The sequence below is a fragment of the Sphingopyxis sp. 550A genome (assembly GCF_053569535.1).
In genome coordinates, this window is sequence record NZ_CM131615.1 from 1,677,470 (window position 1) to 1,703,182 (window position 25,713).

Genomic DNA, 25,713 nt, shown 5'->3' on the forward strand with positions numbered 1-25,713 from the left:
CTCCTGTCAGGCTGGTATCTGGTTGAAGGGGATGCCCTTGTCGGGGCGGTGATCTTGCGGCAAGCCGAGGATGCGCTCCGCGATGGTGTTGAGCAGCGTCTCGTCGGAGCCGCCCGCGATGCGGCCCGTCGGTGCGTTGATCCAGCTCGATGCCCAATCGTCCTTGGGCGAGGCATGTTCGTCGAAGGCGAAACCGCCCGCACCCTGCAGGTCGAGCGCGAGTTCGGACAATTTCTGGCGCGAGCGCACCGCGACGAGCTTGTTGAGCGAGCCCTCGGGGCCGGGCGTCATCCCCGCCTCCATCATGCGCCGGGCGCGGACGTTGATCGAATCGAGCCCGGCGCGCATCGCATAGTTGCGCGCGATCTGCTGGCGGATGCGCCCGTCCTCGATCGCGGGCTTGCCGTTCAATCGCACTTCCTTCGCGAGGTCGATGAACAGGTCGAGATGCGGGCCGAAGCCGGCGCTGTCGGTCGCGACATAGCGTTCGATCATCAAGGTCGCGAGCGCGACCGCGAAGCCTCCGCCGACCGGCGACATGCGATGATCGTCGCTGATCTTCACATCGTCGAAAAAGACTTCGTTGACGTGACTGTCGCCGCCCGCGAGCTTGATCGGGCGCACGGTGACCCCGGGCGCCTTCATGTCGACCCAGAAGTAGGTCAGGCCCTTGTGCTTGGCGACGGTCGGGTCGGTGCGGACGACGATGACGCCGTAATCGCTATATTGCGCCCAGCTCGTCCAGACCTTCTGCCCGTTGATCTTCCAGCCGTTGCCGTCGGTTTCGGCGCGGGTGCGAAGCCCTGCGAGATCGGTGCCGCCCGAGGGTTCCGAAAAGAGCTGGCACCAGATTTCCTCGCCCTGCAGCGCCTTGAGCACGCGCTCCTTCACGAAATCGCGGTCGGGGCCGAACTGCATCAGCACCGGCACCGGCATGCCGAGCGAAATGCCGAAATAGACGTTGGGGAAGCCGTGCTTCATCTCCTCGGCTTCGAAGGTGATCTTCTCGATATGGCCGAGACCCTGGCCGCCGAGGTCGGTTGGCCAGTTGATCCCGGCAAAGCCGGCGTCGAACTTCGCCTTCTGATAGCGGCGACCGAGCGCGAGATCGTCTTCGACGCTCAGTCCTTTGCGCGCCGCCTTGCCGAAGGTCGGCACCATCGATTCGCACCAGGCGGCGGCCTTGGCGTGCCAGGCTTCGAGATCGCTCATGCTTCGTCTCCTGCAAGGCGGCCGACCAGCACATCTTCCCAGAAGAAGCTGCTTCCCTGTTCGAGCGCGAGGCTGCGCGCACGGCGCATGTGGAGGTGGAGGCCGATTTCCCACGTCACCCCGATGCCGCCATGAATCTGCACGCAGTCGCGCGCCGCGGTGTCATAGGCCTCGGTCGCCGACAGCCGCGCCGCGGCGGCGGCGGTGATGAAATCGGCCTGATCCTCGCGCGAGGCGGCGTGGATGCAGTTCGCGCGCGCGAGTTCGACGAGGCCGTAAAGCTCGGCGATGCGATGCTTGATCGACTGGAAGGCGCCGATCGGCTGACCAAATGCCTTGCGGGTCACGGCATAGTCGCGCGCGATCTCCATCAGCGCCTCGGCGCCGCCGGTCTGCTCGTGCGCGGTGACGACGGCCTGCAGGGCGAGAATATGGAGCGCGGCGGCGCGGGCGGCATCGCCGGTCGCCAGCGTATCGGCGGGGGTATCGGCGAAGGAAAGGTCGGCGATGCAGCGGCTGTTGTCGAAACTGTCGATGGCCGTGCGCTCGACCCCGGTCAGGTCGACCAGCACGAGCGTCGGTCCGCTCGCCAGCACCACCGCGACATCGGCGAACAGGCCGCCCGAAACGGCGCCCGCGATGCCGGTCAGCCGACCGCCGGTCAACGCGACCGGGGGCTGGTCGGGCAGGGGGTCGGGGCCGGCTGCGAAGGCGATCGCGCCGATCGTTTCGCCGCTGGCGAGACCGGGGAGCCAGCGCGCCCTCTGCTCATCGCTGCCGTAAAGCTCGATCGCTTTCGCGGCGCCAAAGCTCGAGGTCAGGAAGGGCGCGCCGCTCAGCGTGCGGCCCGCCTGATGCGCGATCAGCCCGAGTTCGATCAGGCCGAGCGCGAGTCCGCCATAAGCCTCGGGCAGCGCGAGCGCGGTCCAGCCCTGTTCCTTCGCGGTCGCCCAAAACGGCTGGTGATAGGCACCCTGCGTCTGGAGCAGCGGCAGCAACTCGTCCTTGCTGACCCGCGCTTCGAGCGCGCGGCGCGACTCGGTCGCGATCGCCTGCTGCCCTTCGTCGTACAAAATCGACATCGGCCCGATTCCTCTCGCCCTTGGTTAGCCCATCATCCGGACGTTAACGTAAACGTCAAGTTGTTTTGACGTTACGGCTTGCCGAGCGTCAACTGACAGGCATGTCAGGCACGCCCGGCTTTCCAGTCGCGCTTGATCTTTTTGGCGAGGCTCCATTTGTGAACCTCGGTCGGGCCGTCATAGATGCGGAAGGCACGGACTTCGCGGAAGACCTGCTCGACGATCGTGCGGTCGGTGACCCCGGTGCCGCCCATCACCTGGACGCAGCGGTCGGCGATGCGCATCAAGGCTTCGGACACCGCGACCTTCGCCATCGAGCTTTCGACGGTGCCGAGCGATCCCGTGTCGAGCACGCCCGCGCACCAGTCGATCATCAGTTCGGCCTGCTTGAGGTCGATCATATTCTCGGCGAGCATGAAGCCGACGCCTTCATGGTCGATCAGCGGCTTGCCAAACGCCTCGCGGCGGTTGGCATAATCGCTCGCGATCTCGTGGGCGCGGATGCAGCAGCCGAGCCAGCGCATGCAATGCGACAGGCGGGCCGGCGACAGACGCACCTGCGCATAGCGAAAGCCTTCGCCCGCCCGGCCCAGCATCTGGTCGGCGGGAACGCGCAGATTGTCGATGGTCAGCGTCGCATGGCCGCCGGGCATCGAACTGTCGATCGTGTTCGGAATTTCCTCGATGCGGATCGCCGGATCGGGCAGGTCGACGAGGAACATGCACGCGCCTTCCTCGGCCTTCGCCATGACGATCCCGACGCGTGCGCCCTCGGCGCCGGTGATGAAGGTCTTGCGGCCGTTCACGACCCAGTGATTGCCGTCGGGGCGGCATGTCGTCTTCATCATCGACGGGTCCGACCCCGCGCCGCCTTCATCGGCGGGCTCAGTCATGAAGAAGGCCGACCGCACGCGCCCTTCGACCATCGGTTTCAGGAAGCGTTCCTTGAGTTCGGGGCTTCCCTCCTTGCCGAGCAGATACATATTGCCCTCGTCGGGCGCCATCGTGTTACAGGCGAGCGGGCCGAGCGGCGACAGGCCCGACTTGATCAGCACTATCGCGGTTTCGCGCTGGTTGAGGTGGCTGCCGTCCTTCAGAATGTGCGGCGTCAGCACGCCCGCGGCGCGCGCATGCTCGCGCATCTCCATCACCAGTTCGTCGGTCGGCGCGCCATGATGGTCGCGGCGGGGATCCTTTTCATAGGGGATCACGGTCTCGCGAACGAAGGCTTCGACCTTCGCGGCGATCGCTCGCGCCCGATCCGATATGCCCATATCCGTCGTCATCATGATTTCCTTCGATGTCTAACCATTCTGGAGTCTCAACCCGACGTTGACGTAAGCGTCAAGTTAATTCAAGGGAGAAGGTAATGGTGCCGTAACGGCAGGAACAATGGAGAAGGACCGACAATGGCTTTCAAGACGCGCATTACCGAAATGCTCGGCATCGAACACCCGATCGTGCAGGGCGGGATGCAGAGCGTCGGCTATGCCGAGCTGGCAAGCGCGGTGTCGAACGCCGGCGGCCTCGGCATATTGACCGCGCTGACCCAGCCGAGCCCCGAGGCGCTGCGCGACGAGATCGAGCGCTGCCGGTCGATGACCGACAAGCCTTTCGGCGTGAATATGACGGTGTTCCCGACGATCAATGCGCCTGATTACAAGGCCTATGCGCAAGCGATCATCGATGGCGGCGTGAAGATCGTCGAGACCGCGGGCACGCAGGCAGTGCGCGAAATCTGGGAGATGTTGAAGCCGCACGGCGTCATCATCCTGCATAAATGCACCGCGGTCCGTCACGCGCTGTCGGCCGAAAAGGCGGGCTGCGACATCATCTCGATCGACGGCTTCGAATGCGCGGGCCATCCGGGCGAGGACGATATTCCGGGCCTGATCCTGATCCCCGCCGCCGCCGACAAGGTGAAGATTCCGATGCTCGCCTCGGGCGGCTTCGGCGACGGGCGCGGCCTTGTCGCCGCGCTCACGCTCGGTGCCGAGGGGATCAACATGGGCACGCGCTTCTGCGCGACGGCCGAGGCGCCGATCCACGACAATGTGAAGCAGGCCTATATCGACAATGACGAGCGCGGCAGCTTCCTGATCTTCCGCAATTTCAAGAACACCGCACGCGTCGGCCGCAGCCCGGTCAGCGAAGAAGTCGCGCGCCGTCTCGCCAATCCCGACGCGCAGTTCAGCGACGTGCAGGAACTGGTGTCGGGCGTCGCGGGCCGCGAACTGCTCAAGTCCGGCGATCTGACCAAGGGCGTTTTCTGGGCGGGCATGGTTCAGGGGCTGATCCATGACATTCCCACCTGCCAACAGTTGATCGACCGCATCATCGCCGAAGCGGATGCGATCATCGACCAGCGGCTCGCGGGCTTTCGCGCCTGAACTGCTGACGCCACGCCTTGCGGCAGGGTTGCGGGTGCCGCTATGCAGGCGGCTCCACAACCAGTCAGGGAGCAGGCTTGTCTATCGTCGAATATAAGGGCTTTGGCGGGGTTCGCCTCTCGGCCGATCTGATCGGTGACGAAAATAATCCGGTCGTCCTGCTGGTGCCCGACGCCGGACAAGGCCGCGAGGCGTGGCGCGCGGTTGCCGAGGCGCTCGTTCTTTCGGGGCGGCGCGTCGTCAATCTGGAACCGCGCCCGCTGTCCAGCTCCGGCTGGAGCGCCGACGAACAGGTCGCGCATGTCGAGGATCTGCGTGCGGTACTAGCCCAGATGGGGTCGCGCCCCGTCGTTGTCGCGGCGCGGCGCGGCGGCTGGATTGCAGCACAGGCGCTCGCCCCCGATGGCGCACATCTCGCCGCTGGACTCGTGCTGGTCGATATGCCGGCGACCGACGAGGCGGTCGGCGCGGCGCCGCGTCTCGCGCTGCCGACGCTTGTCGTGCGCGGCGGCTTCGCGCCTGCCGAATGCACGCCGGCGAGCGATGCTTTCCGCGCCGCGCTGCCGGTCGGCGAAAGCGCCGATATCGGGGAGGCTGACATGGCGTTCACCGCCGATCGCGGCGAAGCGCTGCTCGGCCAGCTCCTCGAATTTCTCGAACGACGGCAGCCGCGCGAGGCAACCGAGTTCAAGGCGGGGTCGGATCCGCGGACGCTGCGCGACGCGATGGGATGTTTCGCGACGGGGGTGACGATCGTCACCACTCTCGACGCAGCCGGCCAGCCGGTCGGCCTCACCGCAAACAGCTTCACGTCGGTCTCGCTCGATCCACCGCTGCTGCTCGTCTGCATCGCCAACACGGCGGGCACCGCGCCGGCGCTGCGGGGCGCAACGCACTTCGGCGTCAATGTGCTGCAGATCGGGCAGCAGCCTGCCTCGAACCGCTTTGCGGCGAAAGGCGAAGACCGATTCGCGAACCTGCCCTGGGCGCCCGGCCAGACCGGCGTGCCCTTGCTCGAAAGCTCGCTCGTCTCGTTCGAATGCGAGGGCGAGTCGCTGCACGAAGCAGGCGACCACTTCATTCTTGTCGGCCGCGTCGTGCGCGCGCAATTCGAACCGCACCGCGATCCGCTCCTCTATTTTCGCGGCAAATACCGGCGTCTGCATTTCGCCTGACCGCGCCGCTTCCTTTTGGACCGTGCCGTTTCGACGCCGAACCGAGCCATTGCGCGCCCTGTTTACGGAGCTTTCGCCGCGTTCGGCGGTTGATGCATCGATACCACCCATCAGGAGGATATGAGATGCACCCGATTTCCCGAGCCGCGATTGCCCTGACCGCCGCGTCGATCGCCATTGCTCCGGTCGCCGCTTCGGCTGCGCCGGCCATTGATGGAACACGCGCCGTATCGGCGACGAGCGGCGCGAACCAACTCGAAGGGAATTCGAGCTGGCTTATCGGGCTCATCGGCCTGCTCGCGGGCGTTGCCGCGATCATCATCGTTGCGAGCAACGACGACGATGCGCCGGTCAGTCCCTGACGGAAAAGATGGTGAGCCCTGCTGGGTTCGAACCAGCGACCTACTGATTAAAAGTCAGTTGCTCTACCGACTGAGCTAAGGGCCCATCGTGGTGCCGATGATCGGCACCAGAAAAGGAGGGGTCGCCCTAGTGCGCTGCGACGCTCTGGTCAACCGGCTTGGGGCGGATAAGGCGCGCGGCAAGCTGACGGATCGTGCGGCGGCTCAGCGGATGGCGCCAATCGGGCGCGATGGCGCGGAGGGGGCCGAGCACGAAGGCTCGCCTGGCCATCGCGGGATGCGGGATGTGGAGGGCGCCGTCGCTCCACGCGCCGCCCGACCATAATAATATATCGAGATCGAGCGTTCGCGCGCTCCAGCGCTGACCGGTGCGGCGGCCGAATTCGGTCTCGATCCGTTGCAGGCGTGCGAGCATTTCGGGCGGGCTGAGCGGCGAGGCGACCAGCGCAACCGCGTTGGCGTAGCGCCGGCGCGAGGGACCGATCGGCTCACTGGTGATGATCGGGCTGACATCGACCGGCTCGATATCGTCCGCCTCAAGCGCGCCCAGCGCCGCCAGCAGGACCCGCCGCGGATCACCGTGACGCGCGTGCCGACGGTTCGAGCCAAGCCCGATCGCATAAAGCGGCAAGGGCACGGGGAAGGGCGTTGCGCTGGTCATCCCCTGCGCCTATCGCAGCCGCGTGGAGATTGACAGCCCTTTGCCCGAAAGCGAGCCGCCGCGTGATTGCCCGCGCTGTCCGCGGCTCGTGGCGCTACGGCATGCGTGCCAGGCCGAATATCCCGACTGGTGGAATGCGCCTGTTCCCGCTTTCGGCGACCCCGATGCGTGGCTGGCCTTTGCGGGACTCGCGCCCGGCAAGCATGGCGCGAACCGCACGGGACGGCCCTTTACCGGCGACTATGCCGGCGATCTGCTGTTCGCGACGCTCGCCGAATTCGGGCTCAGTAAGGGGCATTATGCGGCGCGCATTGACGACGGGCTGACTCTCGACGGCGCGATCATCGTCAACAGCGTCAAATGCCTCCCGCTACAGAACAAGCCGATCCCCAGCGAAATCGCCCATTGCCGCCCCTTTTTCGAGGGGCAGATGGCGGCGCTGTCGAAGGTCAAGGTTGTCATCGCGCTGGGACGCATCGCGCATGATGCCGCGTTGAGAGCGGAGGGCGTTCGGCTCGCCGCCTGTCGTTTCGCGCACGGGGCGGTCCATGCGCTGCCGAGCGGGCGGCATCTCGTCGACAGCTATCATTGCTCTCGCTACAATACGAACACCGGGCGGCTTACGCCCGCGATGTTCGCCGACGTCTTCCGTACCGCGCTCGCGCTGCGCGATCAGACGAGCGAACGGAATTCCTCGACGACGGCGCGGTAGAGCTGGCGCTTGAACGGCACGATCAGCTTTTCGAGATCGTCGAGTTCGACCCAGCGCCACGAACGGAATTCGGGGTGCGGGGTCGCAATATTGACGTCGCCGTCGTCGCCCATGAAGCGCATCAGGAACCAGTGCTGGCGCTGGCCGCGGTATCGGCCGCCCCACATCTTGCCCATCAGATGGTCGGGCAGGTCGTAAAAATGCTCGGTCTTGCTGCGCGCGATGATCTCGACGAGGCCGCCGTGGATGCCGGTTTCCTCGCCAAGCTCGCGGATCGCCGCGTCCTCGGCCTCTTCGCCCGGATCGATCCCGCCCTGCGGCATCTGCCACGCGTCGGCCGACGAATCGAGTCGCTGGCCGACGAAGACGCGGCCGTCGCGGTTCGCCAGCATCACGCCGGCGCAGGGGCGATAGGGGAGGGACTCGTCGCTCATGCGGTCGCTTCGGTGACGATCGCCTTCAGCACTGTCAAGGCGCCGCGAATGTCGTCCCTCGCGCTCGGGATGCCCTGCGCGAGGCAGATATAGCCGTGGATATTGCCCTTCGCCTCGCGATAGGTCGTCGGCACGCCCGCCTCGATCAGCTTCGCGGCATAGGCCCGGCCCTGGTCGCGCAGCGGGTCGAGCCCGGCGGTGATCAGCAGCGTCGGCGGCAGGCCCTCGGCGGGAAAATCGATCGGCGAGGCGCGGCGATCGGCGGGGTCGGCGGCGTATTGCTCGCCGAACCAGATCATGCCGGCCTCGGTGAGCAGATGGCCCTCGCTGAAATCGCGGTAGCTCTGCCAGTCGTTGTGCGTCGTCACGGCGGGATAGATCGGATGGATCGCCACTACCGGCTTCGACGCTGGTGCGTCGCGCAGCGCGAGCGCGGTGACGATGGTCAGATTGCCGCCCGCGCTGTCGCCCGAGAGGACAAGGCCGGTACAGGGAATATTTTCCGCGACCCAACGCGTCGCCGCCTCGCAGTCGATCGGCGCGGCAGGGAAGGGATGTTCGGGCGCGAGCCGGTAATCGACCGCGACCACCGGCATGTCGAGGATGCGCGCGGCTTCGGCGCAATAGGGATCGTGGGTTTCGAGGTCGCCGATCACCCAGCCGCCGCCGTGATAGAAGACCATCACCGGCCCCGCCGCACGGTCGGGACGATTGTCATAGATGCGGATCGGGATGTCGCCCGCGGGGCCGGGAATCGCCTTGTCCTCGACCTTCGCGATTTCGCCGCGCGGCACGTCGGCCATCTGCCCCATCACGCGCATCATCTGGCGGCCCGCCTCGGGCGGCATCTCCTCCATTTTCGGGCCTTCCTGGGCATTCAGGAAAGCGAGAAAGGCGGCCACGTCGGGCCGGGTATAATGGGTCGTGCCGTCGGTCATCCTGTCATCCCTCGATTGTTTTTCGGCCCCAGCTATTCGGCATCGCCCGCCGATATTCAATCGCAAAATGAAACCCGTCACGCGCTTCGCCTTTGCAGCGCACAATTTTTTCTGAATTGCGGCTTGCGGCTCGCGGGCCTAGGCCCATGTCAGAGGTTCGCAAGATTCAAAGGCAGATACAGAAAATGGCGACAGCGGTAGCGGACGGAGCCGACCAGCGGCAGTCCCCTCTTTCCGACGCAGTGGTGGTACGATTTGCAGGCGATAGCGGCGACGGGATGCAACTGACCGGCGGTCAGTTCACGCTGTCGTCGGCCCTGGCGGGCAATGATTTCGCGACCTTCCCCGATTTTCCGGCAGAAATCCGGGCGCCGCAGGGGACATTGTTCGGTGTCTCCGCCTTTCAGATCAACTTCGGCTCGTCGTCGATCGACACCGCGGGCGACGCGCCCGACGTGCTCGTCGCGATGAACCCCGCGGCGCTCAAGACCAATGTGGGCAATCTGAAACTCGGCGGCCTGATCATCGCCGATGAGGGCGAGTTCAACGACCGCAACCTTGCCAAGGCCAAATATGAGTCGAACCCGCTCGACGACGGTAGCCTTGCGAAGTGGCAGCTCCTCAAGCTCAATATCAGCCAGCTCACAATGGATGCGGTGAAGCCGTTCGGGCTGGGCAACAAGGAAGCGTTGCGCTGCAAGAATATGTGGACGCTGGGGCTCGCGCTCTGGATGTTCGACCGCGATCGTCAGCCGCTGATCGACTGGCTGAACGCCAAATTCGCCAAGGCGCCCGAACTGGCGGCGGCGAACGTCGCGGCGCTCAACGCGGGCCACGCCTATGGCGAGACCGCCGAACTCGCGGGACCGCTCAAGCAGCATCATGTCGATCCCGCGCCGGTCGCGCCGGGCCTCTATCGCACGCTGACAGGGGCGGAGGGCATCGCGCTCGGCCTCGTCGCGGGGGCGCAGCTTGCCAAGCTGCCGATGTTCTTCGGCGGCTATCCGATCACGCCTGCGTCGGCGATCCTGCATCATCTGTCGCGGCTCAAGGAATATGACGTCACGACCTTCCAGGCCGAGGACGAAATCGCGGCGATCTGCTCGGCGATCGGTGCGAGCTATGGCGGCTCGCTCGGCGTGACCTCTTCGTCCGGCCCCGGCATTGCGCTCAAGGGCGAGGCGATGGGGCTCGCGATCATGACCGAGCTGCCGCTCGTCATCGTCAATTCGCAGCGCGGCGGCCCGTCGACGGGCCTTCCCACCAAGACCGAGCAATCGGACCTCTATCAGGCGGTTTACGGCCGCAACGGCGACGCGCCGATGCCGGTGATCGCGGCGCGCTCGCCCGGCGATGCGTTCGAATGCGCGATCGAGGCGTGCCGGATCGCGGTGCAATATATGACCCCGGTGATGCTGCTGACCGACGGTTATATCGCCAACGCCGCCGAGCCCTGGGCAGTCCCCGACCTTGCCAGTTATGAGGATTTCCCGGTTCAATTCCTGACCGAGGTCCCCGAAGGTGGTTTCAAGCCCTATGGCCGCGACGAAAAGCTCGCACGGCCATGGGTCAAGCCGGGTACCCCCGGCCTTCTCCACCGCATCGGCGGGATCGAGAAGGAGGTCGACACCGGCCACATCAACTATGCCCCGTCGAACCATCAGGCGATGACCGACATCCGCAAGGACAAGATCGACGGCATCAAGGTGCCCGATCAGGTCGTCGAACTCGGCGCCCAGGGCGGCAAGCTCGCGGTCGTCGGCTGGGGCTCGACCTTCGGTCCGATCCATCAGGCGGTGCGCCGCAAGCGCGCCGAGGGTGTGGACGTCAGCCATATCCACATCCGCCACATCTGGCCGCTGCCGGCGAATCTGGGCGCGCTGCTCAAAAGCTATGACAAGGTGATCGTGCCGGAGATGAACACGGGACAGCTCAAAACCGTGCTGCGCGACCAGTATCTGGTCGATGCGAAGCCGGTGAACAAGGTTTCGGGCCAGCCTTTCACCATCGCCGAAATCGAGAGCGCGATCGAGGAGGCGCTGCAATGAACGAAATGACCACCATCGCGCGGACGACGACGCTCAAGGATTGGGAGACCGATCAGGAGGTCCGCTGGTGCCCCGGCTGCGGCGATTATGCGATCCTGAAGGCGGTACAGCGCACCTTGCCCGACATCGGCGCGGTGCCGGAGAATACGGTGTTCATCAGCGGCATCGGCTGCTCATCGCGCTTTCCCTATTATATGGAAAGCTATGGCTTCCACACGATCCACGGCCGCGCGCCGGCGTTCGCGACCGGGTTGAAGCTCGCCAATCCCGAACTCGACGTGTGGATCGTCACCGGCGACGGTGACGGGCTGTCGATCGGCGGCAACCACACGATGCACCTGATCCGCCGCAATCTCGATTGCCAGATCATGCTGTTCAACAACGAGATCTATGGCCTGACCAAAGGGCAATATTCGCCGACCAGCCGTGTCGGCACGACCAGCCCCTCGACCCCATACGGCTCGGTCGACCGTCCCGCGCAGCCCGCGGCGTTCGCGCTCGGCGCCGGCGCGCGCTTCGTCGCGCGCGGGTTCGACGTCTCGAAGGAGTTGCCGAACGTGCTGAAGGCCGCGCACGCGCACAAGGGCGCTGCCTTTATCGAGATTTTCCAGAACTGTATCGTTTACAATAAAGACGTGTTCGAGGATTTCGCCGCGCCCAAGGGTGCCGAGGACCGCCAGCTCTGGCTCAAGCAGGGTGAGCCGATGCTGTTCGCCAAGGGCACGAAGGGCATCGCACTCGATAGTCAGGCGCTGACGCTGAAAGTCGTCGATGTCGTCGACGGCGACTGGCAGGCGGCGGGGGTGATCGTCCACGACGTCACCAACCGCAGCGTGGCGCATATGCTCGTCGAGATGCGTTTCGGCGAATTCCCGATGGCGCTCGGTGTCCTCTACGACGACCCGCGCCCGACCTTCGAGGCTGACGTCTGGCGCCAGAACAAGGCCGCGAGCGAAGGCAAGACGGCGGACCTGCAAAACCTGCTGAAGAAAGGGCAGACCTGGACGGTGACAGAAAGCGGGCCGGATCTTTGATCTCCTGCGAAGCCGGCCCGGACCGGCTCTATAAGCAGTCATGGACAATCTGACCCACAGTCTCGTCGGTGCCGTTCTCGGTCAGCTGGGGCTCAAGCGGAAGACCGGCCTTGCGATGCCGGCGTTGATTCTGGCCGCTAACCTGCCCGACATCGACGCGGGCTGCACCCTCTATGGCATCGAATCGCTCGCGATGCGGCGCGGGATCACGCATGGGCCGATTGCGTTGCTCGTTCTGCCCCTATTGCTGTGGGCGCTGCTGATCGCGCTCGATCGCTGGCAGGCGCGGCGCGGCACGCGGCCGGCGAAGCGCGTGCCCATCGATAAGGGCTGGTTGCTCGCGCTCTGCTATATCGGCTGTCTCAGCCATCCGGCGTTCGACTGGCTCAACAACTACGGCATCCGGCTGCTCGAACCCTTCAGTTCGCGCTGGTTCTACGGTGACACGCTGTTCATCATCGACCTTTGGATATGGCTTGCGCTCGGCCTGTCGGTCTGGCTCTCGTTGCGGAGCGAACGGCGTGGCCAGGCCGGTTGGCGGCGCCCCGCCTGGACCGGCTTTGCGGCGGTGTGCGTCTATATCGCCGCGAACGGCCTGATCACGAATGTTGCGGAGCGAACGACCACCGAAGCGCTGCGCGCGACCGGAAAGACCGACATAGTCGCCGTCGCCAGTCCGCCGCCGCTGGCCTTCTGGAAACGCGACATCTTCTGGCGCGCCGGCGATCGCTACGGCAGCGGCACCTTCGCGCCCGGCGTCGGGGGCACGCTCGACATTGTCGGCAAGCCGACGGGGATGGACGATCCGCGCCTTGCGACATGGGTGAAGGCCGACCCGGCGGCGCGTGCCTTTCTGTTCTGGGCGCGGATGCCGATCGCCGAGCGCGACGGCAATGCGATCGTCCTGCACGACCAACGCTATATGCAATCCTTCGCACGCGACCGATTCATGGTTCGCGTGACGGCGCCCGACACCGCCAGCCATCCTGAATGACCGCCGCGCAACCCTCAAAAGGCTATGCGCGTTCCTCGTTCGGAAACGCCGATCGCCGCGCGTTTCGCTCCCTTTCATCGTGTGACGCCATGACGGCGTGCACGGCCGATTGTCAGGATGCCGCTTTTGCGGCAGGAAGGCGATAATGAACACGCATGTCAGTCCCCGCCGCGGCAAGGAGCTGCTTCGCGCCGACCGGGCGTTCGGCTCGGGGGGGGCGCTGGCGCGGCTGATGGCGCTGGCGCCGGCGCGCTTTTTTCATCGTCAGCTCGACCGGATCGACGCCGGGCTCGCGCACGGAACGCTCGAGGGCTATTTGCCCGACGGCAGCGTGCGTATTCTCGGCGGGCGTGGCAAGGGGCCGACCGCGGTCGTCTATCTCAAAAGCTGGACCGCGCTGGTGCGGCTCGCTTTGTCGGGGTCGGTCGGCTGGTATCGCGCGTGGGACTTGGGGGAATGGGATTCGCCCGACCCGGTGCCGCTGTTCGACCTGTTCATGCGCAATGGCGAGGCGCTCGGCAATGCGGGGCGGTCGCGCGGGCCGTGGCGATGGATGGCGCGGGCGGCGCATTTCCTGAACCGCAACAGCCGCGCGGGCGCTCGCCGCAATATCCATGCGCATTATGACCTCGGCAATGATTTCTACCGCCTATGGCTCGACAAGGGGATGAACTATTCCAGCGCGCTTTTCGCCGATCCGGGCCAGTCGCTCGAAGACGCGCAGGCGGCGAAGGTCGATGCGATTCTGGACCGTCTCGACCTTCGATCGGGTAGTCGGTTGCTGGAGATCGGCTGCGGCTGGGGGGCGCTCGCCGAGCGTGCGGTCGAACGTCACGACGTGATCTATACCGGTATCACCCTGTCTCCCGCGCAGGCAGAGGTCGCGGACCGGCGGCTGAACGCCGTCGATCTGTCGGGCCGTTCGGCAATCGAGCTTTGCGACTATCGCGATGCCGTGGGTCCCTATGACGCGATTGCCAGCGTCGAGATGGTCGAGGCGGTGGGACAGGCCTATTGGCCTGCCTATATGGATGCGATCGCGCGGCTGCTGCGTCCCGGCGGGCGCGCCGCGATCCAGTATATCCTGATCACCGACGCGCTGTTCGAACGCTATGCGGCGAGCACCGATTTCATCCAGGCCTATATTTTTCCGGGCGGCTGCCTGATGTCCGAAAGCCGTTTTCGCGCGCTCGCCGAGGAGCGGGGTCTTGCGTGGCGCGACGTCCACCGCTTCGGCACCGACTATGCCGAGACACTGCGCCAGTGGCGCGAGCGCTTCGACGTCGCAGTCGCGGACGGGCGGCTGCCAGCGGGCTTCGACGAGCGTTTCGTGCGGCTCTGGCGCTATTATCTGCAATATTGCGAAGGCGGTTTTCGCGGCGGCGGTATCGACGTTGCGCAGGTCACTTTGGAAAAAACAGCCTGAAAACAGGGGAGAGAATGATGCGAAGATTTTGGGCGGCCGTGCTGTTGGGCACGGCGACGGCGGCGCTGACCGCCCCCGCGACGGCGCAGACCGCCGACACCATTTCCCAGAAACTGCCGGAGGATTTGAACGTGCTGTTTTGGAGCCAGGACCAGCGTGACGCCGCTTTCCGCACGATGGAGACGGTTCCCAAGGTCGTCGTCCACACGATCAAGGCGGGCGGCCCCGTTTACCCGCTGCCCGAGGGCAAACCGATCGACCTCGGCCTCGATGTCGACGCGCATATGGCGCAGCAACGCAACGCGGGACTGATCATCGTCCAGGACGGCAAGATCCGGCTCGAAAAATATGCGCTCGGCTATGCCGCGGCAGGCCGCTGGACCAGCTTTTCGGTCGCCAAGAGCTTCACCTCGACGCTCGTCGGCGCGGCGGTGAAGGACGGCTATATCAAAAGCCTCGACGACAAGGTGACCGTCTATATCCCCGGCCTGCGCGGCTCGGCCTATGACGACGTCAGCGTGCGACAGCTTTTGACGATGACGTCGGGCGTCAAATGGAACGAGGATTATACCGATCCCAAATCCGACGTCGCGCAGTTCAATCTGCAAAAGCCGGTCGCGGGCGAGGATATCACCGTCAGCTATATGAAGACGCTGCCCCGCGAGGCGCCTGCGGGGTCGAAATGGGTCTACAAGACCGGCGAGACCAATTTGATCGGCGTGCTGGTGTCGAGCGCGACCGGCAAGACACTGTCCGACTATCTGTCGGAGAAGGTGTGGAAGCCCTTCGGCATGGAGCAGGACGCGGTGTGGATGCTCGGGCCGACGGGGCATGAGATCAGCGGCTGCTGCATCTCGGCGAGCCTGCGCGATTATGCGCGGCTCGGCGAATTCATCCTGAACGGCGGCGTCGCGGGCGGGCAGAAAGTGCTGCCCGACGACTGGCTGCCCGCAGCCACCACCAAGCAGGCCGACATCGACTTGCCGGGGCGCGGCTATGGCTATCAATGGTGGACGAACGACGACGGCAGCTTCGCCGCGCAGGGCATTTTCGGTCAGGGCATCTTCATCGACCCGAAGCGTAAGCTGGTGATCGCCTCGAATGGCAACTGGCCGACCGCCACCGACCCCGAAGGCGTTGGCAAGGCGCGCGAGGCCTTTTACAAGGCGGTGCAGGCGGCGGTGGATCGGGAGGCGAAATAAAACCTGTCGCCCCCGCGAAGGCGAGGGCAGCTGGTCGCCTTGCGCTACGCTGATAGCGGCCCCCGCCTTCGCGGGGGCGACGATCAGGCCGCGGCGCCCGCAGCCCGCTGCGCGACCCAAGCTGCGGCGAAGGGAACGAGCACGCCCAACGCCATGATCCACCAGCTATCCGAAAAATCGGCGGCGCTATAGAGCGCCGCGCCGATCACTGCGCCGGCGACGACCCAGCCCGGGCCGTTGCCGCCCGAAACCCGCATAGCGAGCCACGCGCCACCGAAGGTGCCGACGAACCAGCCGACGATCAGCGCGATCGTCGAGCCCAGCGGGATCAGGATTTCTCCCGTATTAACGTCATATTCGGCGGGGGCGATCTCGCTGCCCGCATATTGCGCCAGCCAGAGCAGGGCGAAGGCGACGAGGATGCCGACCAAAGCGGCGATCGCCGATCGCAAGATGCTGTTTTTCATTCCCAAAACCTTCGCCCCAACTCCAAACCTGCCCGCATTTGGCACAGAGTTGCAAAGAACGGGTTAAGCGTCCAGCATCACTTTGGGCAGCGCGTGAAAAGCGGTGCTGTCGAAACCCTCGACCATCATCGCAGCGACGAATTCGCCGACCGCCGCGGGATCCTTGATGCTGTGCGGATCTTCGCCCGGATAGGCGCGCGCGCGCATCTGGGTGCGGGTGCCGCCGGGATCGAGGATCGCGGTGCGGACGCCCGAGATATTGCGCATTTCCGCGCCATAGCTGGTCACCAGCGCTTCGAGCGCGGCCTTCGACGCGGCATAGGCGCCCCAATAGGCGCGCGGGTTGCGTGCGACGCCGCTCGACAGCGCGAGCAGGCGGCCGCTTGTCGCACGGCGAAGTAGCGGGTCGAAATTGGCGATCAGCGCCTGCTGCGCGATCAGGTTCAGCGTCAGCAGGCGGTTGAATTCCTTGCCGTCGATCGCCGCGACCGGAGTCAGCGTGCCGAGCATCGCGGCGTTCAGGACCAACATGTCGAGCTTTTTCCAGCGCTCGGCCATCGCGCTCGCGAGGCGGGCGATGCTGTCGCCGTCGGTGAGGTCGAGCGGCGCGATCGTCGCGCTGCCGCCGGCGTTGTGGATGCGGTCCTCGAGGTCCTCAAGCCCGCCCGCGGTGCGCGCGGTGATCACGACATGCGCGCCGCGCGCCGCGAGCGATTCCGCGATCGCTTCGCCGATGCCGCGGCTCGCCCCGGTGACGAGCGCGACCTGGCCCGCCAATTCTTCAGATTTTATGGTCATGTCGTCAGACAACCCGCTCGGCAAGCAGCGAAAACTGATCGTCGATGCTGTTTTCGTCGAAATCGGTCAGCGTCGTCGGATAGTCGCCGGTGAAGCAGGCGTCGCAATATTGCGGAGCGTCGTCGGCGCGCTTCGCTTCGCCGAGCGCACGATAGAGGCCGTCGATGGTCAGGAAGGACAGGCTGTCCGCGTTGATGAAATTCGCCATCTGCCCGACCGTCATCTGCGCCGCGAGCAGTTTCGCGCGCTCGGGCGTGTCGACGCCGTAAAAGCAGCTATGCTGGGTCGGCGGGCTGGCGATCCGCATATGCACCTCGGCCGCGCCCGCATCGCGCATCATCTGCACGATCTTGAGGCTGGTCGTGCCGCGCACGATCGAATCGTCGATCAGCACGATGCGCTTGCCCGCGATCAGCGCGCGGTTGGCATTGTGCTTCAGCTTGACGCCGAGGTGGCGAACCTTGTCGCCCGGCTGGATGAAGGTGCGGCCGACATAGTGTGAACGGATGATCCCAAGCTCGAAGGGAATGCCCGATTCCTGCGCATAGCCGATCGCCGCCGGGGTGCCCGAATCGGGGACCGGAATGACGAGGTCGGCATCGACCGGATTTTCGCGCGCCAGTTCGGCGCCGATCGCCTTGCGCACCGAATAGACGCTCGTCCCGTCGACGATCGAATCGGGGCGCGAGAAATAGACATATTCGAAGATGCACGGCCGCGCCGCGCGTTCGGCGAAGGGGTGGTGCGACGTCAGTTCGCCCTCGCGGATGATCACCAGTTCGCCGGGCTCGACCGAGCGGACGAATTCGGCCCCGACGACGTCTAGCGCCACCGTCTCCGACGCGAGGATATAGGCGTCGCCCAGCTTGCCGAGAACGAGCGGGCGGATGCCGAGCGGGTCGCGGCATCCGATCATGCCCTCGGCGGTCAGGCAGATCAGCGAATAGGCGCCCTCGACCTGTTTCAGCGCGTCGATGAAGCGGTCGAGCAGGGTGCGGTAGTTGGACGTCGCGACGAGGTGGATGATCACCTCGGTATCGCTGGTCGACTGGAAGATCGAACCGCGACGCACGAGAATCTTGCGCAGCGCCGTCGCGTTCGAGATATTGCCGTTGTGCGCGACCGCGAAGCCGCCGGTCGCCAGGTCGGCGAACAAGGGCTGGACGTTGCGCAGCGCGGTTTCGCCCGTCGTCGAATAGCGGACATGGCCGATCGACGAATTACCGCCAAGCTGGCGCATGATGTCGTCGCGGTCGAAATTGCCCGCGACATGCCCCATCGCCCGGTGGGTGTGGAATTCCTTGCCGTCGAAGGCGGTGATCCCGGCGGCTTCCTGCCCGCGGTGCTGCAGGGCGTGCAGCCCCAGCGCGACCACGGCGGCGGCGCTTTCGGCGCCATGGATACCAAAGACGCCGCACTCCTCGCGGAGCTTGTCGTCATCGAAAGGATGCGTCGTCAGCATGTCGATCCAGGGGCAGGGGGCGGTGACTGCCGCGCATATAGGAGCGGTTGTTCCAAATGTCGCCCCCCAACTTCACACTATTGTCATCGAGCGCCGCCACCGGTGGGGTGACAGCGGCCCCGGTCCTGCTCTAAAGCGCTGCGCATGGACCCTGCCAGCGACGAAACCGACCGCTTCCTGCCGCGCTTCGACGCCGCGGGCCTCGTCACCGCGATCGTCACCGATGCGGAGACCGGCACGTTGCTGATGGTGGCGCATATGAACGCCGATGCGATCCGGCTGACGCAGCAGACCGGCGCGGCGCATTTCTGGTCGCGCTCGCGCCGCTCGCTGTGGCGCAAGGGCGAGACGTCGGGCAATGAGCTGACACTGGTCGAGATGCGCGTGGATTGCGACCAGGATGCGCTGCTGCTGCGCGTCCGACCGGCGGGGCCAGCGTGCCACACCGGGCGCCGCTCGTGCTTCTATCGCCGGGTCGAACGCGATGGGTCGCTGACGTTCCTTGATGACGATGCCTGATCGCCGCGCTCTCTGGTTGATCCTGCCGCTGTTGCTTGCCGGCTGCGACCGGGGGGCGCCCGATCGCGCGGGCAGCGAAATCGACGCGGGCAATCCGCTCGAAATCGCGGCGCGCGAGCGCGGGGTCGTTCGTCCCGACACGGCGACACCCACCGGCGTGTTCGAGCGAAGCCATGAACTGGGGCGCGACGCGATGTGCGCGGTCCCCGATGGAGCGGGGCGCTGGCGCTTCGCGGTCACGGCGTCCTTCGGCCCCGGCCTGCGCTGCACCGCGCGCGGCACGATGACGAGCGAGCGCGACGGTTGGCGGATGCGCTTTGCCGGTGTCGAGGACTGCGACATGCTGGTGCGCGAGGAAGAGGACGAGCTTCGCCTGCCCGGAAAGCTGTCGTCGCAATGCGACAGCCTGTGCCCCGCGCGCGCTTCGCTCGCCGGGCTCGATCTGCCGCGCGCGAGCTGGTCCGAAGAGGATGCGAAACGCTTGCGTATCAGCGACGGGCGCGGCAATATCATCGGGCTCTGCGGCGATTGATGTTGCAGGCGCCCTGCCGCTCGGCCAGCCTTGACGTTCACGTCAACGGAAACTATCCTCGCCGCATGACCGAAGAATACGGCCACGCCCATATCGATACGCCCGATCACCTCGGCCGCGACCAGTTCAGCATCACCGATCTGTCGACCGAATTCGGTGTCACCGCGCGCGCGCTGCGCTTTTACGAGGACGAAGGGCTGATCAGCCCTTCGCGCCGCGGCTTGTCGCGCATCTATTCGAAGCGCGACCGCGCGCGGCTCGCCTGGATATTGCGCGCGAAGCGCACCGGTTTCAGCCTGGCCGACATTCGCGAGATGATCGACCTCTACGACGTCGGCGACGGGCGCAAGACCCAGCGCCAGGTGACGATAGAAAAGTGCGAGCAGCGGATTGCGTTGTTGCAGCGCCAGCGCGACGATATCGATAGCGCCGTCGACGAACTGACACGGTTCATCGATACGGTCAAAAAGGTCGAGGCAGGCCGAAAAGTGCGCTGAGCTTCGGCTCCTGGCCTCCCCGGGCGAGATATTTGCCAACCCGTGATTTTCAGAAAGACGAGTCATGCCCGTTTACCGCGCCCCCGTTCAAGATACGCTGTTCCTGCTCAACGACGTGCTCGGCATCGATCGCTATGCGGCCCTGCCGGGCTTCGCCAATGCGTCGCCCGACATGGTCGAGGCGGTGCTGACCGAAGCGGCCAAATTCTGCGAGGAAGTGCTGTTTCCGATCAACTATTCGGGCGACCAGCAGGGCTGCACCCGCCACGACGACGGATCGGTGACGACGCCCGACGGGTTCAAAGAGGCCTATAAGGCCTATTGCGAGTCCGGCTGGACGCTGCTGACCCAGCCCGAGGAATTCGGCGGGCAGGGCCTGCCGCACGTCGTCGGCTTTCCGGTCGAGGAATATCGCATGGCCGCGAACCAGGCCTTCGCCATGTATCCGGGGCTGACGCAGGCCGCGGTCGCCGCGATCCTCGTCAAGGGATCGGATGAGCAGAAGGCGACCTATGCGCCGCGGATGATCTCGGGCGAATGGGGCGGGACGATGAACCTGACCGAGCCGCACTGCGGCACCGACCTCGGCCTGATCCGCACCCGCGCGGTGCCGAACGGCGACGGCAGCCACGCGATCACCGGCACCAAGATCTTCATTTCGTCGGGCGAGCACGACCTGACCGACAACATCATCCACCTCGTCCTCGCGAAGACTCCCGACGCGCCCGACAGCGTCAAGGGCATCTCGCTGTTCATCGTGCCAAAGTTCCTCGTCAACGACGACGGCTCGCTCGGCGAGCGCAATACGCTGTCGTGCGGCTCGATCGAGCACAAGATGGGTATCCACGCCAATGCGACCTGCGTGATGAATTATGACGGCGCGAAAGGCTGGATGGTCGGCGAGGAGAATAAGGGCCTCGCCGCGATGTTCGTGATGATGAACGCCGCGCGCCTCGGCGTCGGCATCCAGGGGCTGGGACAGGCCGACATCGCCTTCCAGAATGCGGTGCAATATGCGCAGGACCGCCGTCAGGGCCGCGCGCTCACCGGCCCCGCCGACCCGCAGGAAAAGGCCGATCCGTTGTTCGTCCACCCCGACGTGCGCCGGATGCTGATGGACGGCAAGGCGGTGGTCGAGGGGCTGCGCGCGCTCTGCCTGTGGGGCGCGCTGCAGGTTGACCTCACCCATGCCGCCGAAAGCGAGGAGGAGCGCCAGCAGGCCGACGACCTCGTCAGCCTGCTTACCCCCGTCATCAAGGGCTATGGCACCGACAAGGGGTTCGAGGTCGCGGTGAACGCGCAGCAGGTGTTCGGCGGCCACGGCTACATCGAGGAACAGGGCATGAGCCAATATGTCCGCGATGCCCGCATCACCATGATCTACGAAGGCGCGAACGGGGTGCAGGCGATGGACCTCGTCGGGCGCAAGCTCGCGCAGAACGGCGGCCGTGCGATCCAGGCCCTCTTCGCGATCGTCGACGCCGAATGCGCCGCCGCGAAGGGCAAGCCCGCCTTCGCCGATTTCGCGGGACGCCTCGAAAAGGCGAACGGCGAGCTCAAGGCCGCGACCATGTGGTTCATGGCGAACGGCATGACCAACCCGAACAATGTCGGCGCGGGTGCGCATCACTATATGCACATCACCGGCATCGTCGCGCTCGGCCTGATGTGGCTGCGCATGGCAGAAGCCGCGCAGAAAGCGCTCGACGACGGGCGCGGCAACAAGGAGTTTCTCGAGGCGAAGATCGTGACGGCGCGCCACTTCGGCGAACGCTTCATCCCCGACGCCGGCGCACTGCGCCGCAAGATCGAGGCGGGTAGTGAGGCGATGATGGCGCTGACGCCGGAGCAATTCTTCGCCGCCTGAGGAAAAGCGCTTGCAACCATCACCGCCATCATGCGTGCTGGCGGCGATGGGGAGCGAACTGACACCGATCGTCGTCGAGGGCCGCAACTGCTGGCGGATCGAGCGCGCCGACAAGGTGCGGATGATCGTCGATGCCGCCGATTATTATGCGCTGCTCGAACGGCTCATGGCCGATGCGAAGGAACGTATCCTGCTCATCGGCTGGGACTTCGACCCGCGCATCGCGCTGAAGCCCGACAGCCAAGGGAAGGGCGAACCGCTCGGCGACTATCTGCTCCGCCTCGCGAAGAACTGCCCCGATCGCGACATCGACATCCTGCGCTGGAATTTCGGCGGGCTCAAGCAGTTCGCGATGCCGCGCATCGTCTCGATGGTGCTGCGCTGGAAGCTGACGCGCTCGATCAGTTTTCGCCTCGACAGCGCGCATCCGGTCGGGTGCAGTCACCATCAGAAGGTCGCGGTGTTCGACGATCACCTCGCGGTGTGCGGCGGCATCGATGTCGGCGCGAACCGCTGGGACACGCGCGAGCACAAGGATGCCGATCCGCATCGCACCGCGCCCGACGGCAAGCCCTATATGCCGTGGCACGACAGCACGATGATCCTTGCGGGGCCGGTCGGCAACGCACTCGCCGACCTCGGCAACGAGCGCTGGCAGCGCGCGACGAAAAAGCCGCTGCGCGAATTGAGCGGCAAGGGAGAGAATTGGCCGGACGACCTCGACCCGGACTTCGAGGGCGTCGACGTCGCCATTTCGCGCACGCGCGCCGAATATGACGGCCATCCCGAAATCCGCGAGATCGAGCGCCTCTATCTCGACATGATCGCCGCCGCGAAGCGTTTCGTCTATTTCGAGAATCAATATTTCACCTGCGGCAAGATCGCCGCCGCGATCGCCGAGCGGCTGGACGAGGATGATCCGCCCGAATTCGTGATGGTGATGCCCAAGACCGCCGACGGCTGGCTCGAACAGATGGCGATGGACGCGGCACGCGTTCAGCTCGTCCGCGCGGTCGCGAAGGCGAAGCACGGCGACCGGCTGAAAGTCTATTATCCGCGCACGCAGGATGGCGAGCCCATCTATGTCCACGCCAAGACCGCGATCGTCGACGACCGGATGCTGCGCGTCGGATCGGCGAACATGAACAACCGATCGATGGGACTCGACAGCGAGTGCGACGTGACGATCGACACTGCGCTGCCCGCGAACCGCGGCGTCGAGCCCACTATCCGGCGCCTGCGCGAGTCCTTAATCGCCGAGCATCTGGACGTCGACCCCGAAGAGGTCGCGCACCATTTCGATGCCGCGGGATCGCTGATCGAAACGATCGAGGCGCTGCGCGGCGACGGCCGCTCGCTCGAAATGCTCGACCTCGTCCCGCCGGGGCCGCTCGACGAGTTCATCGCCGATAACGAACTGCTTGACCCCACGAGCCCCGATGCGATGTTCGAAGGCATCGCCGAGCGTGGGCTGAAGAAGAGCTGGCACCGCGGCCGCGACTGGATGCGACGGAGACTGCGTCGGTCGTGATTTAGGCTGTGCGCATAATCACTTGCGGGCGCTGCATTCGCTCATATGATGTTCTGCGATGCCGGACGCCGCTGCCATGCCTGTCGATCCGAAGCGGCCTTCCGCCTTCATCAGCCATCACAGTTCGCAGGTCGCCATCGCGCGGCGTCTCAAGACGCTGTTGGCGGCGCGCGGGATCGACGGCTGGCTCGCGCCCGACGATATTGCAGCGGGCACTGCTTTCGATCAGGCGATCCTGGATCAGATCGCGCGGTCCGATGCGATCGTCCTGCTCTTTTGCGCCCAGTCCGACCAGTCGCGCCATGTGAAGCGCGAATTGATGCTGGGTGAAGACGGCAACAAGACGATTCTTCCGGTGCGGCTGGAGGATGTCCCGGCGCAGGGGCTCGCCTATTGGCTCAAGGATTATCAGTGGATCGACTGGTTCGCGGGTGAGGAGCAGGCGGTCGACCGTATCGTCGCAGCAATATCGGGTAAGCCGACGCCAAGCGCGTTCGCGCCCACCGCAGCGACTCACTCTACCGCACCGCGCCGCCGGACCTTGTGGCTGCGGCTTGCGGGGGCGGTGCTCGTCGCGGCGCTGGCGGGGGGCTTATGGTGGCATTCTCGCGGATTGGATGCCGTGCCGGCGGGCGAGGTCGCCGCCAATCCGATCGAGCCGGGCATCTGGACCGGCAAGCGCGAGATGGTGCAGATATTGTTCCCCGAGCTTCCGCCCGAATATCAGAAACAGATCAAGGACATGGTTGAAACCGACCCCGATCCCGAGGACTGCATAAGCGAGAAAGTCGCTGCAAAGCCCGATGTCGAACTGTTCGACCCCCGGCATGAATCGCAATGCACGATCGGGTCGTTCAAGATGAACGGCGGCCGCGTGAGCGGCTATCTCAACTGCAAGATCGCGGGAGATCCGAAGGGCAATCTCCAGATCACGATCCGCGGCACTTATACGCGTACCAGCATGGAGTTCGACAATGTCGTCACCATGCAGACCAGTCAGGGCATGGTGCGCTTTCGCACCCACGAAACGCAGAAATGGCTGCGCGGCCCCGCTTGCAGCGCCTGATCAATCGGCCAGCGACAATATATGCTGCGCCTGCTTGAGGTGCGGCGCATCGACCATCTTGCCGTCGACCTGCAGCACGCCGACCCCCGGATTGGCGGCGAAGGCATCGACGATCGCCTGCGCGCGCGCGACCTCATCGGCCGAGGGCGTGAAGGCGGCGTTGATCGGCGCGACCTGCGAAGGATGAATCGCCATCATGCCGGTAAAGCCGTCGCGCCGCGCGCGCGCGGCATAGGCGGCAAGCCCCGCTTCGTCCTTGATCGCGGGAAAGACGGTGTCGATCGCCGCGACCCCCGCGCCATGCGCCGCGAACAGGGTCAGCGCGCGCGCGACCTCATAGGGTGAGGTGTAGCTGCCGTCCTCGTTCCGGCTCGTCGTCGCACCGATCGCCGCAGGCAAATCCTCGGCACCCCAGGTCAGGCCGACGAGTCGCTCCTTCGCTTCGCGATAGCTGCCGAGGGTGAAGATCGCCGCGGGCGTTTCGGTCGCGATCGGCAGGATCGGCGGTAGCGACGCATCGCGCGCGGATTCGCTGCGCAGGATCGTGTCGAGTTGCTGGATGCTCGGCGCGCCCTCGGCTTTGGGAAGCATGATCGCGTCGGGTCGCGCGGCGGCGATCGCCGCAACATCGGCTGCGGTCATATGCCCGTCGAGCGGATTGACGCGCACCAATGTGATGACCTCGCGTTCGCCTGCCAGATAGTCGGCAATCGCGGCGCGCGCCGCCTCCTTGTTCGCGAGCGAAACCGAATCCTCTAGATCGAGGATGATCGCATCGGCGCCCGACGCGGCCGCCTTGGCGAAGCGTTCGGGGCGGTCGCCGGGGACGAAGAGCAGGGAGCGGAGGCGCATCAGGCGTCCTTCTTCTTGATCAGCGCCGATCGTTCGCACTGGCAGACGGTCTCGTCGCGTTGGTTGATGCAGCGGTGCAGGAAGGTGACGATACCCGCATTCGGCCGCGATTTCGATTCCTTGAGGCCGATCACCTCGCTCGTCGCGCGCAGCGTGTCGCCGAGGAACACGGGTTTCGGCATCACCAACTTGTCGTAGCCGAGGTTGGCGACGAGCGTGCCGAGCGTCGTGTCGCCGACCGACAGCCCGACCATCAGGCTAAAGGTGAAGGTGCCGTTGACGAGAATCTGCCCGAACTCCGACGCCTTCGCCGCCTCGATGTCGAGATGCAGCGGCTGCGGATTGTGCGTCATCGTCGTGAACAACAGATTGTCGGTCTCGGTCACCGTGCGCCTTATGTCGTGCGCGAGCGTGTCGCCGATCGTCCATTCGTCGAAAAACCTGCCTGCCAT

General features: G+C 65.4%; 26 protein-coding genes and 1 tRNA gene. 15 read left to right on the forward strand and 12 right to left on the reverse strand.

Annotated elements, in window-relative coordinates; translation table 11 throughout:
* Positions 1-6: 6 nt before the first annotated feature.
* The 3 genes from ACVENA_RS08080 to ACVENA_RS08090 form a co-directional block, all read right to left on the reverse strand.
* Entirely contained in the window at positions 7-1,212 is a 1,206-nt protein-coding gene (locus ACVENA_RS08080; RefSeq protein WP_449328361.1) for an acyl-CoA dehydrogenase family protein, read from the reverse strand.
* The gene (locus ACVENA_RS08085) at positions 1,209-2,294 is read right to left on the reverse strand and encodes an acyl-CoA dehydrogenase family protein (RefSeq protein ID WP_449328362.1); all 1,086 of its coding nucleotides are present in this window, start codon (positions 2,292-2,294) and stop codon (positions 1,209-1,211) included. The genes ACVENA_RS08080 and ACVENA_RS08085 overlap by 4 nt, the downstream gene beginning before the upstream one ends.
* Before the next feature lie 104 nt (positions 2,295-2,398).
* Complete coding sequence (locus tag ACVENA_RS08090) at positions 2,399-3,583, reverse strand: acyl-CoA dehydrogenase family protein (protein ID WP_449328363.1); 1,185 nt, start codon at positions 3,581-3,583, stop codon at positions 2,399-2,401.
* 120 nt (positions 3,584-3,703) lie between these two features.
* Here ACVENA_RS08090 and ACVENA_RS08095 point away from each other — a divergent pair, with 120 nt between their 5' ends.
* The 3 genes from ACVENA_RS08095 (at position 3,704) to ACVENA_RS08105 (ending at position 6,221) form a co-directional block, all read left to right on the forward strand.
* Positions 3,704-4,684 carry an NAD(P)H-dependent flavin oxidoreductase gene (locus tag ACVENA_RS08095; protein ID WP_449328364.1) on the forward strand — a complete coding sequence of 327 codons (981 nt, stop codon included), beginning with the start codon at positions 3,704-3,706 and terminating at the stop codon, positions 4,682-4,684.
* A 77-nt stretch (positions 4,685-4,761) separates the two neighbouring features.
* Complete coding sequence (locus tag ACVENA_RS08100) at positions 4,762-5,859, forward strand: flavin reductase (RefSeq protein ID WP_449328365.1); 1,098 nt, start codon at positions 4,762-4,764, stop codon at positions 5,857-5,859.
* A gap of 125 nt (positions 5,860-5,984) precedes the next feature.
* A complete protein-coding gene (locus ACVENA_RS08105; RefSeq protein ID WP_449328366.1) occupies positions 5,985-6,221 on the forward strand; it encodes a hypothetical protein in 237 nt (78 codons plus the stop codon).
* A gap of 9 nt (positions 6,222-6,230) precedes the next feature.
* Here the strand turns inward: ACVENA_RS08105 and ACVENA_RS08110 are convergent.
* A tRNA-Lys gene (locus ACVENA_RS08110) sits at positions 6,231-6,306 on the reverse strand.
* A 42-nt stretch (positions 6,307-6,348) separates the two neighbouring features.
* Positions 6,349-6,882, reverse strand: coding sequence for a 2-amino-4-hydroxy-6-hydroxymethyldihydropteridine diphosphokinase (folK, locus tag ACVENA_RS08115; protein WP_449328367.1), 534 nt, complete (start codon positions 6,880-6,882; stop codon positions 6,349-6,351).
* A 22-nt stretch (positions 6,883-6,904) separates the two neighbouring features.
* Here folK and ACVENA_RS08120 point away from each other — a divergent pair, with 22 nt between their 5' ends.
* A complete protein-coding gene (locus ACVENA_RS08120; RefSeq protein WP_257549948.1) occupies positions 6,905-7,594 on the forward strand; it encodes a uracil-DNA glycosylase in 690 nt (229 codons plus the stop codon).
* Here the strand turns inward: ACVENA_RS08120 and ACVENA_RS08125 are convergent.
* Together ACVENA_RS08125 and ACVENA_RS08130 are read right to left on the reverse strand one after the other, a co-directional pair.
* Positions 7,555-8,028 carry an RNA pyrophosphohydrolase gene (locus ACVENA_RS08125; RefSeq protein WP_257549950.1) on the reverse strand — a complete coding sequence of 158 codons (474 nt, stop codon included), beginning with the start codon at positions 8,026-8,028 and terminating at the stop codon, positions 7,555-7,557. The two genes, ACVENA_RS08120 and ACVENA_RS08125, sit on opposite strands and share 40 nt — an antisense overlap.
* Positions 8,025-8,966 carry an alpha/beta hydrolase gene (locus ACVENA_RS08130; RefSeq protein WP_449328368.1) on the reverse strand — a complete coding sequence of 314 codons (942 nt, stop codon included), beginning with the start codon at positions 8,964-8,966 and terminating at the stop codon, positions 8,025-8,027. Before ACVENA_RS08130 ends, ACVENA_RS08125 begins: the two co-directional genes overlap by 4 nt.
* A 185-nt stretch (positions 8,967-9,151) precedes the next feature.
* Here ACVENA_RS08130 and ACVENA_RS08135 point away from each other — a divergent pair, with 185 nt between their 5' ends.
* The 5 genes from ACVENA_RS08135 to ACVENA_RS08155 all read left to right on the forward strand — a co-directional run bounded on the left by ACVENA_RS08135 (position 9,152) and on the right by ACVENA_RS08155 (position 15,670).
* Positions 9,152-11,014: a 2-oxoacid:acceptor oxidoreductase subunit alpha gene (locus tag ACVENA_RS08135; protein WP_449328369.1), complete on the forward strand. Its 1,863-nt coding sequence runs from the start codon at positions 9,152-9,154 to the stop codon at positions 11,012-11,014.
* Complete coding sequence (locus ACVENA_RS08140; RefSeq protein WP_449328370.1) at positions 11,011-12,048, forward strand: 2-oxoacid:ferredoxin oxidoreductase subunit beta; 1,038 nt, start codon at positions 11,011-11,013, stop codon at positions 12,046-12,048. Before ACVENA_RS08135 ends, ACVENA_RS08140 begins: the two co-directional genes overlap by 4 nt.
* A 40-nt stretch (positions 12,049-12,088) precedes the next feature.
* On the forward strand, positions 12,089-13,042 hold the full coding sequence (locus tag ACVENA_RS08145; protein ID WP_449328371.1) for a metal-dependent hydrolase: 954 nt from the start codon (positions 12,089-12,091) through the stop codon (positions 13,040-13,042).
* 145 nt (positions 13,043-13,187) lie between these two features.
* On the forward strand, positions 13,188-14,468 hold the full coding sequence (locus tag ACVENA_RS08150) for a class I SAM-dependent methyltransferase (protein WP_449328372.1): 1,281 nt from the start codon (positions 13,188-13,190) through the stop codon (positions 14,466-14,468).
* 17 nt (positions 14,469-14,485) lie between these two features.
* Positions 14,486-15,670: a serine hydrolase domain-containing protein gene (locus ACVENA_RS08155; RefSeq protein ID WP_449328912.1), complete on the forward strand. Its 1,185-nt coding sequence runs from the start codon at positions 14,486-14,488 to the stop codon at positions 15,668-15,670.
* An 83-nt stretch (positions 15,671-15,753) separates the two neighbouring features.
* Here ACVENA_RS08155 and ACVENA_RS08160 read toward each other — a convergent pair whose 3' ends face one another.
* From ACVENA_RS08160 to purF, 3 genes are all read right to left on the reverse strand, one after another.
* Entirely contained in the window at positions 15,754-16,137 is a 384-nt protein-coding gene (locus ACVENA_RS08160) for a hypothetical protein (RefSeq protein WP_449328373.1), read from the reverse strand.
* Positions 16,138-16,200: 63 nt separating this feature from the next.
* Complete coding sequence (locus ACVENA_RS08165; protein WP_257549968.1) at positions 16,201-16,935, reverse strand: SDR family NAD(P)-dependent oxidoreductase; 735 nt, start codon at positions 16,933-16,935, stop codon at positions 16,201-16,203.
* A 4-nt stretch (positions 16,936-16,939) separates the two neighbouring features.
* Positions 16,940-18,397 carry an amidophosphoribosyltransferase gene (purF, locus tag ACVENA_RS08170; RefSeq protein WP_449328374.1) on the reverse strand — a complete coding sequence of 486 codons (1,458 nt, stop codon included), beginning with the start codon at positions 18,395-18,397 and terminating at the stop codon, positions 16,940-16,942.
* Between the two features lie 144 nt (positions 18,398-18,541).
* On the opposite strand from purF, the gene hisI reads away from it, so the two are divergent.
* The 6 genes from hisI (at position 18,542) to ACVENA_RS08200 (ending at position 24,409) form a co-directional block, all read left to right on the forward strand.
* Positions 18,542-18,916, forward strand: a complete 375-nt coding sequence (gene hisI, locus ACVENA_RS08175; RefSeq protein ID WP_449328375.1) for a phosphoribosyl-AMP cyclohydrolase — start codon at positions 18,542-18,544, stop codon at positions 18,914-18,916.
* Positions 18,909-19,448, forward strand: a complete 540-nt coding sequence (locus ACVENA_RS08180) for a hypothetical protein (protein ID WP_449328376.1) — start codon at positions 18,909-18,911, stop codon at positions 19,446-19,448. Before hisI ends, ACVENA_RS08180 begins: the two co-directional genes overlap by 8 nt.
* Positions 19,449-19,513: 65 nt before the next feature.
* Positions 19,514-19,945 (forward strand): MerR family transcriptional regulator, encoded by a 432-nt coding sequence (locus ACVENA_RS08185; RefSeq protein WP_257549977.1) that lies wholly within the window; start codon positions 19,514-19,516, stop codon positions 19,943-19,945.
* Between the two features lie 64 nt (positions 19,946-20,009).
* Entirely contained in the window at positions 20,010-21,812 is a 1,803-nt protein-coding gene (locus tag ACVENA_RS08190; RefSeq protein WP_449328377.1) for an acyl-CoA dehydrogenase C-terminal domain-containing protein, read from the forward strand.
* A gap of 46 nt (positions 21,813-21,858) precedes the next feature.
* The gene (locus ACVENA_RS08195) at positions 21,859-23,343 is read left to right on the forward strand and encodes a phospholipase D-like domain-containing protein (RefSeq protein WP_449328378.1); all 1,485 of its coding nucleotides are present in this window, start codon (positions 21,859-21,861) and stop codon (positions 23,341-23,343) included.
* A 58-nt stretch (positions 23,344-23,401) separates the two neighbouring features.
* Entirely contained in the window at positions 23,402-24,409 is a 1,008-nt protein-coding gene (locus ACVENA_RS08200) for a TIR domain-containing protein (protein WP_449328379.1), read from the forward strand.
* On the opposite strand, the gene ACVENA_RS08205 is transcribed toward ACVENA_RS08200, so the two are convergent.
* Positions 24,410-25,261 (reverse strand): HpcH/HpaI aldolase/citrate lyase family protein, encoded by an 852-nt coding sequence (locus ACVENA_RS08205; RefSeq protein WP_449328380.1) that lies wholly within the window; start codon positions 25,259-25,261, stop codon positions 24,410-24,412.
* Positions 25,261-25,713, reverse strand: a complete 453-nt coding sequence (locus ACVENA_RS08210; RefSeq protein WP_449328381.1) for a MaoC family dehydratase — start codon at positions 25,711-25,713, stop codon at positions 25,261-25,263. The genes ACVENA_RS08205 and ACVENA_RS08210 overlap by 1 nt, the downstream gene beginning before the upstream one ends.